At 36.7% G+C, this 15,647-nt stretch carries 13 protein-coding genes and 1 pseudogene; 13 read left to right on the plus strand and 1 reads right to left on the minus strand.

Annotated elements, in window-relative coordinates; genetic code table 11:
* Positions 1–281 precede the first annotated feature (281 nt).
* The 6 genes and pseudogenes from D0S48_RS19795 (at position 282) to D0S48_RS19820 (ending at position 6,046) form a co-directional block, all read left to right on the plus strand.
* Entirely contained in the window at positions 282–926 is a 645-nt protein-coding gene (locus D0S48_RS19795; protein WP_144535398.1) for a FadR/GntR family transcriptional regulator, read from the plus strand.
* Positions 927–1,798, plus strand: a pseudogene (gene accD / locus D0S48_RS19800) (acetyl-CoA carboxylase, carboxyltransferase subunit beta).
* Positions 1,792–2,757: an acetyl-CoA carboxylase carboxyl transferase subunit alpha gene (gene accA / locus D0S48_RS19805; protein WP_144535402.1), complete on the plus strand. Its 966-nt coding sequence runs from the start codon at positions 1,792–1,794 to the stop codon at positions 2,755–2,757. The pseudogene accD and the gene accA overlap by 7 nt, the downstream one beginning before the upstream one ends.
* Positions 2,758–2,824: 67 nt before the next feature.
* On the plus strand, positions 2,825–3,784 hold the full coding sequence (gene pfkA, locus D0S48_RS19810) for a 6-phosphofructokinase (RefSeq protein ID WP_144535403.1): 960 nt from the start codon (positions 2,825–2,827) through the stop codon (positions 3,782–3,784).
* A gap of 38 nt (positions 3,785–3,822) precedes the next feature.
* Complete coding sequence (gene pyk, locus D0S48_RS19815; RefSeq protein WP_151113551.1) at positions 3,823–5,583, plus strand: pyruvate kinase; 1,761 nt, start codon at positions 3,823–3,825, stop codon at positions 5,581–5,583.
* Positions 5,584–5,653: 70 nt separating this feature from the next.
* The gene (locus D0S48_RS19820; RefSeq protein WP_144535407.1) at positions 5,654–6,046 is read left to right on the plus strand and encodes an FxsA family protein; all 393 of its coding nucleotides are present in this window, start codon (positions 5,654–5,656) and stop codon (positions 6,044–6,046) included.
* Here D0S48_RS19820 and D0S48_RS19825 read toward each other — a convergent pair.
* Positions 6,024–6,998, minus strand: a complete 975-nt coding sequence (locus tag D0S48_RS19825) for an AI-2E family transporter (RefSeq protein WP_151113553.1) — start codon at positions 6,996–6,998, stop codon at positions 6,024–6,026. The genes D0S48_RS19820 and D0S48_RS19825 overlap by 23 nt on opposite strands.
* A gap of 192 nt (positions 6,999–7,190) precedes the next feature.
* Between D0S48_RS19825 and citZ the strand changes: the two genes are divergently transcribed.
* From citZ to D0S48_RS19860, 7 genes are all read left to right on the plus strand, one after another.
* A complete protein-coding gene (gene citZ / locus D0S48_RS19830; RefSeq protein WP_144535411.1) occupies positions 7,191–8,306 on the plus strand; it encodes a citrate synthase in 1,116 nt (371 codons plus the stop codon).
* Between the two features lie 80 nt (positions 8,307–8,386).
* Positions 8,387–9,652, plus strand: coding sequence for an NADP-dependent isocitrate dehydrogenase (gene icd / locus D0S48_RS19835; RefSeq protein ID WP_144535413.1), 1,266 nt, complete (start codon positions 8,387–8,389; stop codon positions 9,650–9,652).
* An 81-nt stretch (positions 9,653–9,733) separates the two neighbouring features.
* Complete coding sequence (gene mdh, locus D0S48_RS19840; protein ID WP_144535415.1) at positions 9,734–10,675, plus strand: malate dehydrogenase; 942 nt, start codon at positions 9,734–9,736, stop codon at positions 10,673–10,675.
* 205 nt (positions 10,676–10,880) lie between these two features.
* Positions 10,881–11,324, plus strand: a complete 444-nt coding sequence (locus D0S48_RS19845) for a MaoC/PaaZ C-terminal domain-containing protein (RefSeq protein WP_225215933.1) — start codon at positions 10,881–10,883, stop codon at positions 11,322–11,324.
* Positions 11,325–11,394: 70 nt separating this feature from the next.
* Entirely contained in the window at positions 11,395–12,105 is a 711-nt protein-coding gene (locus D0S48_RS19850) for a response regulator transcription factor (RefSeq protein WP_144537110.1), read from the plus strand.
* Positions 12,102–13,634 carry a two-component system histidine kinase PnpS gene (gene pnpS, locus D0S48_RS19855; protein WP_151113555.1) on the plus strand — a complete coding sequence of 511 codons (1,533 nt, stop codon included), beginning with the start codon at positions 12,102–12,104 and terminating at the stop codon, positions 13,632–13,634. The genes D0S48_RS19850 and pnpS overlap by 4 nt, the downstream gene beginning before the upstream one ends.
* A gap of 11 nt (positions 13,635–13,645) precedes the next feature.
* Positions 13,646–14,860, plus strand: a complete 1,215-nt coding sequence (locus D0S48_RS19860; protein ID WP_151113557.1) for a carboxylate--amine ligase — start codon at positions 13,646–13,648, stop codon at positions 14,858–14,860.
* The last annotated feature ends 787 nt before the right edge of the window (positions 14,861–15,647 follow it).

The following is a 15,647-nucleotide window of genomic DNA, read 5'->3' on the forward strand; positions in this document are numbered from 1 at the left end:
ATTATTTTTTAATGTTACGCTACTAAACTTATGTGGAAAATTACAAAGCAGGATATGGCTTAAAAACTTGAATACTTATACGTCACAAATTAAGCAAAATTTATAAAAAAAGTTGGAATAGCTTCTAATTCAGAAAATTCCAGAAGAAATGACTTTCTTATAAAAAATAGACAGTACATTGTTACATATGCAATTTTTCCTTTACGTTTAAGAAAAATTTATGTATCCTATTATTTATAAGTGGTCAGACCACTTTGTAATTAATGGAAGAGTGATGGTGGATGAATTCAAATAATAACTCTAGAAAAATGTTTTCAGAAATTGTAAAACAGTTGAGGCAGTTAATCCACGATGAAAAAATTCCTGTAGGTGGTAAATTGCCATCTGAACGAGAATTAGCAGAAAGGCTTCAAGTTGGTAGGTCTTCAGTAAGAGAAGCATTAAGAAGCCTAGAGCTACTTGGTTTAATAGAAACGAGAAGAGGCGAAGGGACCTTTCTTTCAGATTATCGAAAGCATCAATTAGTTGAGTTGTTATCCACTTTCATCTTGCCAGAATCCAAATCAAAGGAAGATGTACACACAACTAGAGCATCGCTCGAAAAAGATGCTATCAGACAGGTCTGCCATTCGGATAAACTTCATAAGCTATTAATTTGGGATGCATTTATCGAAAAGTTACTAAAGGAAGAAGTGCTTAGGGAAGATATTATTAGAGAAATTTTAATCATTTCGAATAATCGCCTTGGCTTAAAAATATGGTTTTTATTGAAACAATACGGTGGAGAGCCTTATCGTAGCTACATGACTTTAGAAGAGAAAGGAATATGGACTCTACTGCTAGAATGTATAAAGCTAGGAGATGAGCAAAAAGGAATTTCTCTTTTTGAGGATTGGCTATTGTTACTAAACAGGGGAGATGTTTAAATGAGCATTCGAGATATATTTAGAAAGAATCAGAAAAGAAAATATGCCACGATACCATCGGAGAAGGCAAAAAATGATGTTCCAGAAGGAATAATGGTTAAATGTCCTGAGTGTAGAAAGAATGTGTTTACAAAGGACTTGATGAAAAATCTAAAAGTTTGTCCTTCCTGTGATCATCATATGAAAATGACAGCTCAAGAACGAATTGAAATTTTTCTAGATGAAGACACATTTGTATCAATGGATGACCATCTAGAAACGGTTAACCCTTTAAATTTTCCAGGCTACACAGAAAAGGTAAAATCAGATTCCAATAAGACGGGACTAAACGAGGCTGTCTTAACCGGTGTCGGAAAGCTACAAGGACAAACGATAGTTGTTGCTGTGATGGACTCTCACTTTAGAATGGGCTCTATGGGGTCAGTGGTAGGAGAAAAGATTACAAGAGCTGTTGAAAAAGCTACAGAGCTAAAAGTTCCTTTCATTATTTACACAGCAAGCGGTGGAGCAAGAATGCAGGAAGGTGTACTATCCTTAATGCAAATGGCGAAGACGTCTGTCGCTTTGCGTAGACATAGTGATCATGGATTATTATATATATCTATCTTAACTCATCCAACTACCGGGGGGTTTCAGCGAGCTTTGCTTCAGTAGGAGATATAAACTTGGCTGAACCAAAAGCTTTGATAGGCTTTGCTGGAAGAAGAGTAATTGAACAAACAGTTAGAGAAAAGCTTCCGGAAGATTTCCAAACTGCCGAATTTTTAATGGATCATGGTCAGCTTGATGCAGTAGTCCATCGAAAGCAAATGAGAGATACAGTAGCGAATTTAGTTAATCTACACGTGCAGAAGGAGGTTATCACATGGTAAAGGTACTTCCGTTTGAGGAGCCAATTGTTCAGTTAAAAAGTAAAATCGAAGAGATTAAAGATTATACTGCGACTGCAGAGGTAGATATGTCTACTGAGATAGAAAATCTTGAAGAACGTCTTAGAAAGCTGGAAATAGAGATTTATGAGAACATGGAGCCTTGGGACAGAGTACAGGTTGCTCGTCACCCAAGCCGACCTACTACAAGTGATTATATTCAGCAAATATTTACGGATTTCATCGAGCTGCATGGTGATCGCTCATACGGTGATGATGCGGCCATTATTGGTGGCATTGCGTTATTAAATGGGAATCCCATCACAGTTATTGGACACCAACGTGGCCATGATACGAAAGAAAATATTAAAAGAAATTTTGGAATGCCCCATCCGGAAGGATATCGAAAAGCTTTACGTTTAATGAAGCAAGCGGAAAAATTTAATCGACCTATCATTTGCCTTATTGATACAAAAGGTGCCTATCCAGGCAAGGCGGCAGAAGAAAGAGGTCAAAGTGAAGCCATTGCAAGAAACTTAGTAGAAATGGCTGGTTTAAAAGTGCCGGTTATTAGCATCGTTATTGGTGAAGGTGGTAGCGGCGGAGCATTGGCTTTAGGCGTTGCGAATCATATCCATATGCTTGAAAACTCTACGTATTCAGTTATATCTCCTGAGGGAGCAGCATCAATTCTTTGGAAAGATTCTTCACTTTCCAAGCAGGCTGCAGAGGCTATGAAAATTACTGCCCCGGATTTAAAACAAATGAACATCATTGACACAATCATAAAAGAAATACATGGTGGTGCTCACAAGGATTTAGAGACACAAGCTCAGTACATGAAGGAAGCTATTATTCAATCTCTTCGAGAACTTTCGAAGCTATCTCCAACTGAATTAGTGGATGCAAGGTACAATAAATTTAAACAAATTGGTAAGTATAAAGAAAATGCGTCTAACTAGACGCATTTTTTTTGAAAGCATTTCGTGTTAAGCTTATAGTAAATATAGCTAGGTTGGAGGGATTAATGTGAAGCGTATAGGTGTATTGACAAGTGGTGGAGATGCTCCGGGCATGAATGCTGCTATTCGTGCGGTAGTAAGAAAAGCTATTTATGAAGGGGTAGAAGTTGTTGGTATTTTACATGGATACCAAGGATTGATCGAGGGGAAGATGGAAAAGCTTGATTTAGGCTCCGTAGGTGATATTATCCAACGTGGAGGAACAAAACTGTATTCTGCTAGGTGTCCAGAATTTCGTACAGAGGAAGGACAAAAAAAAGCTATTGAACAGCTAAAGGCAAATAATATCGATGGCCTTGTTATTATTGGAGGAGATGGCTCATATAGAGGTTCGATGACCTTGACTAAGAACGGTTTCCCATGTGTCGGAATTCCAGGGACAATTGATAATGATATTCCTGGCACAGATTATACATTAGGTTTTGATACTGCCCTTAACACAGTCATTGAATGTATAGATAAAATTCGAGATACCGCAACTTCTCACGATCGTACTTTTATCATTGAAGTTATGGGAAGAGATGCTGGTGATTTAGCTTTATGGGCAGGGCTTGCGGGCGGTGCAGAAACTATAATTGTGCCCGAAGTAGAGATGAAAATAGAAGAAGTAGTGGAACGTTTAGAAAGCGGAACTGCACGTGGGAAAAAACACAGTATTATCGTAGTAGCAGAAGGAGTCATGAGTGGACAAGATTTTGCTCTAAAACTTAAGGAACATGCTAATATTGAGACGAGAGTTTCTGTTCTCGGTCATATTCAACGTGGAGGTTCTCCTACGGGAAGAGACCGTGTCCTTGCGAGTTTATTTGGAGCGAAGGCCGTTGAGGTTTTAATGGCAGGTCATGGAGGACGTGCAATTGGAATCCAAAATCATCAAGTGGTAGACTATGATATGACGGAAGCATTTGAAAAGACAGAGGTATTTGATCAAAAGATGTATCAATTATCTAAAGAGTTATCTATCTAAACAGACTACATAATTTCAGCAATAGGAAGGATAAGATTATGAGAAAAACTAAAATAGTGTGTACTATCGGTCCCGCAAGTGAATCAGAGGAAACTTTAGAAAAATTAATTGAGGCAGGAATGAACGTTGCCCGTTTAAACTTTTCTCATGGTAGTCATGAAGAACATGCCGGAAGAATCGAACGCATCAAAAAAGTATCTAAAAAGCTAGGCAAAATAGTTGGGATATTATTGGATACAAAAGGTCCAGAAATTAGAACTCATAAGATGGAAGGTGACGCCATCGAATTAGTCACTGGTCAGTCTATTGATATATCTATGACGGAAGTGTTAGGTAACACAGAGCGTTTTTCTATTTCCTACGAAAAGTTAATAGAAGATGTACAGGAAGGCTCTATTATATTATTGGATGATGGGCTAATCGAGCTAGTTGTTCAGGGAATTGATTCGGAAAATGGAATCATTCATACGTATGTTCAAAATGCTGGAACATTGAAAAACAATAAAGGTGTGAATGTACCAGGTGTCTCTGTCCAATTACCAGGTATTACAGAAAAAGACGCAAAAGATATTCTTTTTGGTATCGAGCAGGATGTAGATTTCATCGCCGCTTCTTTTGTTAGAAGAGCAAAAGATGTACTGGAAATCAGAGAATTATTAGAGAATAACAATGGATCTCACATTCAAATCATCCCTAAAATTGAAAACCAAGAAGGCGTAGATAATATTGATGAGATTATTGAAGTATCTGATGGGTTAATGGTTGCAAGGGGAGACCTTGGAGTAGAAATTCCTGCTGAGGAAGTTCCTTTAGTTCAAAAATCTCTTATCCAAAAATGTAATGAAGCAGGAAAACCAGTTATTACGGCGACTCAAATGTTGGACTCTATGCAAAGAAACCCGAGACCAACTCGTGCAGAAGCAAGTGACGTAGCAAATGCGATTTTAGATGGAACAGATGCCATCATGCTTTCTGGTGAGACTGCAGCAGGCCTTTACCCACTAGAGGCGGTTCAAACAATGGACAAAATTGCAAGACATACAGAAAATGCAGTAGATTATAGAGCGAATGTTACTAAGTTGAGTAAGGCTCGCGATGTAAACCTAACGGATGCCATAGGCCAAGCAGTTGCTCATACTGCTATCAATTTAAAGGTGAAGGCAGTTATAGCTCCTACAGAAAGTGGGCATACTGCTAAAATGATCTCTAAATTTAGACCAGGGGTTCCTATTATAGCTGTAACTTCAACAGTGAAACCTTCTAGAATGCTTACACTAGTATGGGGAGTTTATCCTATTGTTGGTAAAAAAGCTTTCTCAACAGATGAAGTGTTAGAGATTGCTGTGGAAGAAAGTATTCTGCAACATTATGTAACTCATGGTGACCTAGTTGTTATCACTGCTGGTGTTCCAGTAGGACAAGCTGGAACTACTAATTTAATGAAAGTTCATGTTATTGGTGATATGGTCGCTAAAGGTCAAGGTATTGGTAAGAAAACTGCCTTTGGTAAAGCAATTGTTGTTCAAAATGCAAAAGAACTAGAAGGCCAAGATACGAGCGAAAGTATTATCGTAACGATAGGTTCTGATAAGGATATGGTTCCTGCTATCGAAAATTGTAGAGGATTAATCACAGAAGAGGGCGGCTTAACTAGCCATGCTGCTGTGGTTGGCTTAAGCTTTGGAATCCCTGTAGTTGTTGGTGTTGCCGACGCGACTAAACTTATTGAAAATGGTCAAGAACTAACGCTTGATGCTGAAAGTGGAGTTATTTATAACGGTCAAGCAAGTATTATTTAAAACCTAAGCAAGTGCCTCACATAAAGTGGGGCACTTGTTTTATAATTAGTATAGAGAGGAAGGTGACTGTATGAAATGGATTATAGGCTTATTTGTGGTAGTTCCTGCAATTGAGTTATATATATTACTTTTAGCTGGGAAGTCCATTGGAGCATTTAACACCTTACTATTGATCATTGCCACTGGAGTTATTGGTGGTTTTGTAGCCAAAAGACAAGGTATGAAAGCATTCAGGGAGGTTTCTGATAGTGTTAAAAACTATCAAGCACCAGGCGAATCAGCTATAAATGGAATCAGCATTTTTTTAGGAGCAATATTAGTTGTACTTCCAGGGTTTATATCAGATATCCTTGGTTTTTTGCTGCTGTTCTCACCAACAAGAAAATTATTTAAGCCTCTTTTTTATAGATGGATTCGTAAGAAAATGAAAAAAAATCAAATTATCGTGATGAAGTCTTCATAGAACCTCCCCATTTGTTTGCGATTAAATAAATAAAGGGACTAAACAGGATGCCAATAAAGCCGAAAATTAATATTGCCGCTGCACTTAAGAAAAAAACATGAACTGCTTTTATTTGCATGGAGGCCGACCAAAGGAAATTATCTACGATATGTCTAGTCAGCTGAACAAAAATATAAAGCAATAAAATTATACTGCCAAACAGTTTAGCATCCAGTAAAAAGAAGTAAATAGCCATAGGTATTAAAATAATACCTGTCCCTAGAAATGGTATGCTATCGACTAAAGATATTAAAAAAGCATTTTTTATAGGGTTATGTAAGCCAAGTACACTGAAGCCAGTGGCAAGTAGCACAAAAGTTAGAAGTAAAAGCTTCACTTCCACACCTAAAAAGCTATTAACGACTTCCGAAGACTTAATCACTGTTTTATGAAAAAAATCTCTCGTTTTTATTGGAAAATAGATTAGAAACCAAAGTCTGTCCTTCGTGGACTCATATAAAGAAAAAAAAAGCCCGATGCTAAAGAGAAGTATTTCGAAAATATAAGTTGGTAGATGCGTTAGATTAATCAATAAATTATTTAAAATAGTGTCTAGCAACTCTTGAAGCTTATCTTCAAACATAAGAAAAATTGGATGATTTTGTAAATCATCGAATGGTAAGTATAAAAGATGTTCATGAATTAGCGGGATTAGTGTAACTAAAGATTGGAAAATAAAGAATACAAACAACAGAAAACTACTTAATATTATTATCTCTGTTAACAATACACTCATGAAAATTGGAAGTTTAAGTTTTTTATGAAAGAAATTAGATGTTGGAAAAAGCAAGTATCCACACAAAATAGATAACGTTAATGGGTACGCTATAAAAAGGATTAGCAGAATGACTCCTATAGGTATCCAGTAAGATATAATATCTTTCTTGTTCATTTGAAAAGTAACGAGTTTCATCCATTCTTTTATTAGGATAATTTAATTGAAAAGTTATTTTTTAATAATTTTAAGCGTTTTCATTCACAAAATAGCCAAAATTGATTATAATACGAGAGTAAGCATTTTGAAGGTACATATTAAATGCAGGTAAATCTCCATATTACGAGATAAGTAGATGGATAAATTTTACTGTAGAAGGGGAGATAACAAATGACGTCAACTCGTGGTTTAGAAGGAATCGTAGCGACTCAGTCATCGATTAGCTCTATTATAGATGACACACTTACATACGTCGGCTATGATATCGATGATTTAACGAATAATGCAAGTTTTGAAGAGGTTGTATACCTGCTTTGGCACAAACGTCTGCCAAATGCTTCTGAACTAGCAGAATTAAAGCAACAATTGGCTGATAACATGGCAGTTCCTCAAGAAGTTTTGAATCATTTCAAGACTTATCCAATTGATAAAGTTCACCCAATGTCAGCACTAAGAACGGCTGTATCTATGCTAGCATTATATGATGATGCTGCTGAGGATATGTCCGAAGAAGCAAACTACCTAAAAGCTATTCAATTACAAGCTAAAATGTCTACATTAGTAACTGCATTTTCTCGTGTACGTAAAGGATTAGAGCCGGTAGCTCCTAAAACAGATTTAGGCTATGCTGCTAACTTCTTGTACATGCTTTCAGGTGAAATGCCAGAAGAAATTGAAGTTGAAGCTTTCAACAAAGCTTTAGTACTTCATGCAGATCATGAGTTAAATGCTTCTACATTTACTGCACGTGTTTGTGTAGCAACTTTGTCTGATATCTACTCAGGAGTTGTTTCAGCTATCGGAGCTCTTAAAGGGCCACTTCACGGTGGAGCTAATGAGCAAGTGATGAAAATGCTAACTGAAATTGATACTCTAGATAACGTTGATAGCTATATCCAAGATAAATTAGATAACAAAGTTAAAATTATGGGCTTTGGTCACCGTGTATATAGAAAAGGAGATCCACGTGCAAAACACTTACGTGAAATGTCTCAAAAACTTACAACACTTCGTGGTGAATCTAAACTTTATGATATGTCAGTACGTATTGAAGAAATCGTTACTGGTCAAAAGAACTTACCACCAAATGTAGATTTCTATTCTGCATCTGTATACCATTCATTAAATATTGACCATGATTTATTCACACCTATTTTTGCAGTTTCTCGCGTTTCTGGATGGGTAGCTCATATTCTTGAGCAATATTCAGACAACCGATTAATTCGTCCTCGTGCAGAATATGTTGGACCAGGAATGCAAAAATATATTCCAATTGAAGAACGATAATATTAATTGTTTGTAAAAGATTAGGGCTAAACACTCCTGTGTTATTGGCCCTATGATTATGATAGTAGGAGGAAATATACATGACATCTGGTAAAATTACAGTAGAAAACGGTGTACTTAACGTACCAAACACAGCAATCATTCCATTTATTGAAGGTGACGGAACTGGTCCTGATATTTGGGCAGCAGCTTCACGTGTATTAGAATCAGCAGTAGAAAAAGCTTATAACGGAGAAAAGAAAATTGAGTGGAAAGAAGTTCTTGCTGGACAAAAAGCATTTGACCAAACTGGCGAATGGTTACCTCAAGAAACTTTAGACGTTATCAATGAGTACTTAATCGCTATTAAAGGTCCTTTAACTACGCCAATTGGTGGAGGAATCCGTTCATTAAACGTGGCACTTCGCCAAGAACTAGATCTATATACTTGCCTACGCCCAGTTCGTTATTTCACTGGTGTTCCATCTCCAGTTAAACGTCCTGAAGATACAGATATGGTTATTTTCCGTGAAAATACAGAAGATATCTATGCTGGTATCGAATATGCAAAAGGTACAGACAATGCGAAGAAACTAATCGACTTCTTACAAACAGAGTTTGGTGTTAAGAACATCCGTTTCCCAGAAACTTCTGGTATCGGTATTAAACCAATTTCTGAAGAAGGTACTAAACGTTTAGTGCGTGCTGCATTAAATTACATCATTAAAGAAGGTCGCACTTCTTTAACATTAGTACACAAAGGTAACATCATGAAGTTTACTGAAGGAGCTTTCAAAAACTGGGGCTATGAAGTAGCTGAACAAGAGTTTGGTGACAAAGTATTTACTTGGAACCAATACGACAAAATTAAAGAAGAACAAGGTACTGAAGCAGCTGATAAAGCTCAATCTGAAGCACTTGCAGCTGGTAAAATCTTAGTTAAAGATTCAATCGCTGATATCTTCTTACAACAAATTTTAACTCGTCCAAAAGAGTTTGATGTAGTGGCAACTATGAACTTAAATGGGGATTATATCTCTGATGCACTTGCTGCACAAGTTGGTGGTATTGGTATCGCTCCAGGAGCTAACATCAACTACGTAACTGGACATGCTATTTTTGAAGCTACTCATGGTACAGCTCCAAAATATGCAGGTTTAGATAAAGTTAACCCATCTTCAGTAATCCTTTCAGGTGTATTAATGCTTGAGCACCTTGGCTGGAACGAAGCTGCTAAACTTATCATGGACTCAATGGAAAAAACAATTGAATCTAAAGTTGTAACATATGACTTTGCTCGTCTAATGGATGGTGCTAAAGAAGTTAAATGTTCGGAGTTTGCTGACGAATTGATTAAAAATCTTTAATCTGTAGTAATGAAATTTGGTTTAACAAGAGAGAGGATTCTATCCTCTCTTTTCTAATTTGGACAAAAGGAGAGTTACGACATGACAATGAAACGTAATAAAATCTCAGTTATTGGTGCCGGATTCACTGGAGCTACTACAGCATTTTTACTAGCTCAAAAAGAACTAGGAGACATCGTGTTAGTCGATATTCCTCAAGCTGAAAACCCTACTAAAGGAAAAGCGTTGGATATGGCAGAAGCTGGCCCTGTCCAAGGGTTCGACGCTAATATTATTGGAACTTCCAACTATGAGGATACAAAAGACTCAGATCTAGTTATTATTACAGCTGGTATTGCACGTAAACCAGGGATGAGCCGTGACGATTTAGTTCAGACAAACCAAAAAGTAATGAAAGGTGTCACAGGTGAGATTGTTAAATATTCGCCTAACACAACAGTTCTAGTGTTAACTAACCCAGTAGATGCAATGACGTATACTGTTTTCAAAGAATCAGGATTACCTAAAGAAAGAGTTATTGGTCAATCAGGAGTGCTTGATACTGCACGTTTCCGAACTTTTGTTGCTCAGGAGTTGAATCTATCTGTTAAAGATGTGACCGGCTTTGTACTTGGTGGCCACGGAGATGACATGGTTCCTCTTGTAAGATATTCCTATGCTGGAGGTATTCCCTTGGAAAATCTAATCGATGCAGAGCGCTTAGAAGCGATTGTAGATCGCACTCGTAAAGGTGGCGCAGAAATTGTTAACCTTTTAGGAAACGGTTCTGCATACTATGCACCAGCTGCTTCCCTAGTAGAAATGGCAGAGGCTATCTTAAAAGATCAAAAACGTGTTCTTCCTTCTATCGCATATTTAGAGGGCGAGTATGGAATGGAAGGAATATATCTTGGAGTGCCAACTGTACTTGGAGCAGGCGGTATCGAAAAAATTATTGAGTTGGAGTTAACAGAAGAAGAAACGACTTTGTTAAACAAATCTGCTGATACTGTAAAAGCTGTCATGAAGATTTTAAGTGAATAATCATAGTAAAAACGAGCGAGATTAAATTCTCGCTCGTTTTTGTGGCTATAAGATATGCAACATTTAACTCGTCAAAACGTCCATTAAGGGAAATCAATTACATACTTTACTTATGATTATTAAAGTAGGCAGTACAGTGTATTGCGCAAAACTAAGAGTTATTGATAAGATAGAGTTAGACTAAATATAGGGGGATGAATAATAATTGTTAGGTAAAACGTATAAAATTGGAAAGAGTATTGAAGACTTGTCTATAGGAGAAAAATTATCTATAACCGAGAAGATGGAGGATAAGGATTTATTATTATATTTGGGATTGACGAATGATAATAATCCTCTATATATTCAACATGATTTTGCTTCTAAAACAGTATTTGAAAAACCAATTGTACCAACAATTATGTTAACTGGCATTGTGACTTCTGCCATTTCCAAGTATCTTCCTGGTCCGGGTTCTCATGTGAATAAGCAAGAGTTAAATTTTCCTGTACCAACCTATCATTATTCTTTAATAACTTTTACGTTTGTAATAACAGAAGTCAATGTACATAAAAATGAAATTATTATAGAAGTAGAAGGAAAAAATGAGGAAAATGCAATAGTGATGAATGGTATTCTTCATGTGACACCACCTGCTTATCGTTTCTGAAAAACTATAATAACTTCCTATTTAGTTGCAGATTTGGAATGGGGGTTTCAAATCGACTATGGAGGCCAAAATAATGAAAAAAGTATTAGTTGTAGATGATGAGAGTTCAATCGTAACATTATTAAAATATAATTTGGAAGAAGCAGGTTTTCATGTTATAACTGCTTCAGATGGGCAGGAAGGCTTAAACCTTGCCATAGAAGAACAGCCTGATGTCATTTTGTTGGACTGGATGCTACCGCGTTTAGATGGTATGGAAGTGTGTAAGGAGCTACGATTAAAAAAAATCCAGACACCGATTATAATGCTTACAGCAAAAGGAGAAGAGTTTGATAAGGTGCTTGGTCTAGAGCTAGGTGCAGATGACTATATGACAAAACCTTTTAGCCCTAGAGAGGTTACAGCTAGAGTTAAGGCTATGATACGCAGAAGTGTATTAACGTCAGAGCATCAAAAGAAAAATTCCGATGAAAGATATATATTTGGTGGACTGCAAGTATTTCCTGAACGCTTCGAAGTGATCATGAATGATAAGCAGTTGGAATTTACTCCAAAGGAATTCGAACTACTTGTTTACTTAATCGAAAACAAAAATAGAGTGCTTACCCGAGATCAGCTATTAAGCTCTGTTTGGAATTATGATTTTGCTGGAGATACTCGAATCGTAGATGTCCACATTAGTCATTTGAGAGATAAAATAGAAGAAAACAGCCGAAAACCGATTTACATTAAAACTATTAGAGGTCTTGGATATAAATTTGAGGAGCCTAAAAAAGTATGAGCTTTCACAATAGAATATTTCGTACCTATTCTATTTTAATTGGACTTATTCTAGTTGGAATAGGTCTAGCTCTTGCTCAAATCTTTCCTATTTTCATTGAACGTACTACGAGTACAAGCATTGATGGAAAAATAAACGATATTGAAAACTATCTAAGTAGTACGCAGCTTTCTATAGAACAAAGGCAAGAAGTCGTCGAGATACTTGATGCTTCATTGCTAGAAGACAATGTCAATTTTTTTCAAGGTACCTTATGGTTAGTGTTGGCAACAATTTTAATAATTGCATTTCTTATTGCTTTACTTATCGGCTTTAATATCTTAAAGAGGTATGCACAGCCTGTTGAACATTTAACTGAAACAGCTATGGAGCTAGCAAGAGGTAATTATCGTATTAGAGCTTTCGAGGATAACAGTTCAGGTATGTCAAAATTAACGAAATCAATCAATATTCTTGCAAGGAACCTACAGGATATTTCGATAATTCGTGAAACAGAAAAAGAACGACTGAAAACACTGATTGAAAACATGGGGAGCGGTCTAATAATGATCGACCGTAGTGGGATAGTTAGTATTGTTAACCGTTCCTTTCTCAATCAACTCCAGCTTAGCTTTGAACAGGTAAATGGGAAACAATTTCGTAAAATTGGCTTGCCAGAAAAGGTTGAAGCTTTTATAGAAAAGCTATTTTTGACAGAAATGCTCAGTAAAGATCAAATTGCACTGCAACGAAATTTAAGTACTAATCATATGGTAGCATATGGGGCGCCTGTTATAGGGGAGCATGGAAGATGGCTAGGAATAGTTGTTGTGATTCATGATGTCACGGAGTTAGTGAAGCTAGAACAGGTAAGAAAAGACTTCGTTGCTAATGTTTCACACGAATTAAAAACCCCTGTAACATCTATCAAAGGGTTCTCTGAAACACTTTTATACGGTGCATATAAAAAGGAAGATACCTTACTTTCGTTTTTAGAGATAATTTATAAGGAAAGTAATCGTCTACAAATGCTTATTAATGATTTACTGGACTTATCAACTGTCGAGCAAGTTGGATACGAAATTAAGTTAAATAAAGTGAAACTTTATGATGTGCTCATTCAAAGTATTGAAATGACCAATCATTTATTAGAAGAAAAAAATATGGAATTGACCCTCTCTTTGGATGAAAAGGTAGAGGTGCTAGGAGATTCCGATCGAATTATGCAAATCATGATGAACTTATTAACAAATGCAATTACCTATTCTTCTGAGGATACCTTTATCACGATTACTATTGGTAAAGATCATAAATATGGTTACTTTACGATTAAGGATCAAGGAATAGGTATAAAAACTGAAGAAATAGATCGTATTTTTGAACGTTTTTATCGTGTAGATCGAGCTAGGAGTCGCAACTCTGGTGGTACAGGATTAGGTCTGGCAATCGTCAAGCATATAGTTGAAGCTCATCATGGTTTGATAAAAGTTGAAAGTGAGGTAGGAAAAGGTACAGCATTCACTGTGTACATTCCACTCATGAATAGTTAATGGAGGTCATCATGAATAATCAACCCTTTATCCCTATTATAATTGGGACAGATATGAATGCTTACAATATGTCTATTTCCTTCCACGAGGAATACGGTATCAAGCCAATTTTAGTTGGGAAGGAAGAAATGTCCTTCACTAAATTGAGTAGTGTTATAGGTCATATAGAAATACACCCAAACTTATGGGACAAGTCGGAATTCGTGTCCGTTTTAACTGAAGTTGCAAAGAAATATAAAACAGCCGATAAGAAGTTATTATTAATAGGCACAAATGATTTTTATGTGCGTTTGATCATTGAAAATGCAGATGTTTTAAAAGAAATGTTTGTGTTTAATTATATGCCCGAGGATTTAATGAACAACCTTTTAGTAAAGTCTAATTTTTATAAGCTCTGTGAAGAGCATGGTATAGATACACCTAAAACGTATTTTTACTCTTGCGCTAAAAAACAACCATTTACAGAAGATGTCCTTTTCCCATTAATCATCAAGCCTAGTAATGGGGTTGAATATTATAAGCATAAATTTGTAGGGCAACAAAAAGTATATAGAGTTGAAACTCAGCAGGAATTAGATGACGTGATTCGCAAGGTAAATGAAAGTGGCTATGAGGAAGACTTAATCATCCAGGATTATATTCCTGGAGATGACACATATATGTGGGATTCTGTGTTTTATGTTAGCTCGGAGGGCAAGGCACAGCTAAGTACACTTGCTCAAGTTGTTTTACAAGAGCACACGGTTACGGCGATTGGAAACTATACTGCACTTATTACTCGCTATGATGAAGAGTTAATGAAAAAGCTTCAACACTTCCTTGAGGCGATTGGATATGTCGGTTTTGCTAACTTCGATTTAAAATATGATGAGCGAGATGGCAAATATAAAGTATTTGAAGTTAATATTAGACAAGGTCGATCTAGCTACTATGTTACTGCACTCGGACATAACATGGCTCGATATATGGTGGATGATGTGATTTACCATAAAGAAAAACCGCTGACCCTACTAAATGAACATTACTTGTTCACAGTAGTTCCTAAAATAGTTTTAAAGAAATTCGTGGATAATCTTTCTATCCAACAGGAAATTCGTTTGCTATTAGGTGAAGGTAAGTGGGGGAACCCATTGTTTTATAAAGGGGATAAGAATTTGAAACGTAAGTTCTACCTGATGGCCCGTCAGGTGAATTATTATAAAAAATATCAAAATAATAAATGGTAAGTTAAGTTTTACAAGAAATTCACACGCCATTTACAATACTTTGATACATTTTATATAGACCCCTTTTCCAAACGAAATACTTTAAAAGGCTAGCACTAGTTGCTGGCCTTTTATTGTGTAGTATAATTCTAATTAATTCAAGATACATAAAAAGTAGGAACGAGAGATGAGAGATTTCCGCTTTAGTCGGACGCTTTCCGTGGGATGAGCGATAAGCCATCACCGTCGCTTGCGCGTCGTTTGTGATGTCTTATCTGTCTCATTCATCCCACTGGAGTCGCCGCCTTCCGCTTCAATCATCTGTTTAGTATAAATGAGAAAGTCATATGAGCGAATTTAACTATATAAAGTTATCAATGACAGATAATTTACTGGAAGAGTGAGAACAAGAGATGAGAGATTTCCGCTTTCGTCGGACGCTTTCCGTGGGATGAGCGATAAGCCATCACCGTCGCTTGCGCGTCGTTTGTGATGTCTTATCTGTCTCATCCATCCCACTGGAGTCGCCGCCTTCCGCTTCAATCATCTGTTTAGTATTAATGAGAAAGTCATATGAGCGAATTTAACTATATAAAGTTATCAATGACAGATAATTTACTGGAAGAGTGAGAACAAGAGATGAGAGATTTCCGCTTTCGTCGGACGCTTTCAGTGGGGTGAGCGATAAGCCATCACCGTCGCTTACGCGTCGTATGTGATGTCTTATCTGTCTCACTCATCCCACTGGAGTCGCCGCCTGCCGCTTCAATCATCTGTTAAATATTAATGAGAAAGTCATATGAGCGAA

Source organism: Psychrobacillus sp. AK 1817 (assembly GCF_008807035.1).
GTDB classification, from domain to species: Bacteria; Bacillota; Bacilli; order Bacillales_A; family Planococcaceae; genus Psychrobacillus; species Psychrobacillus faecigallinarum.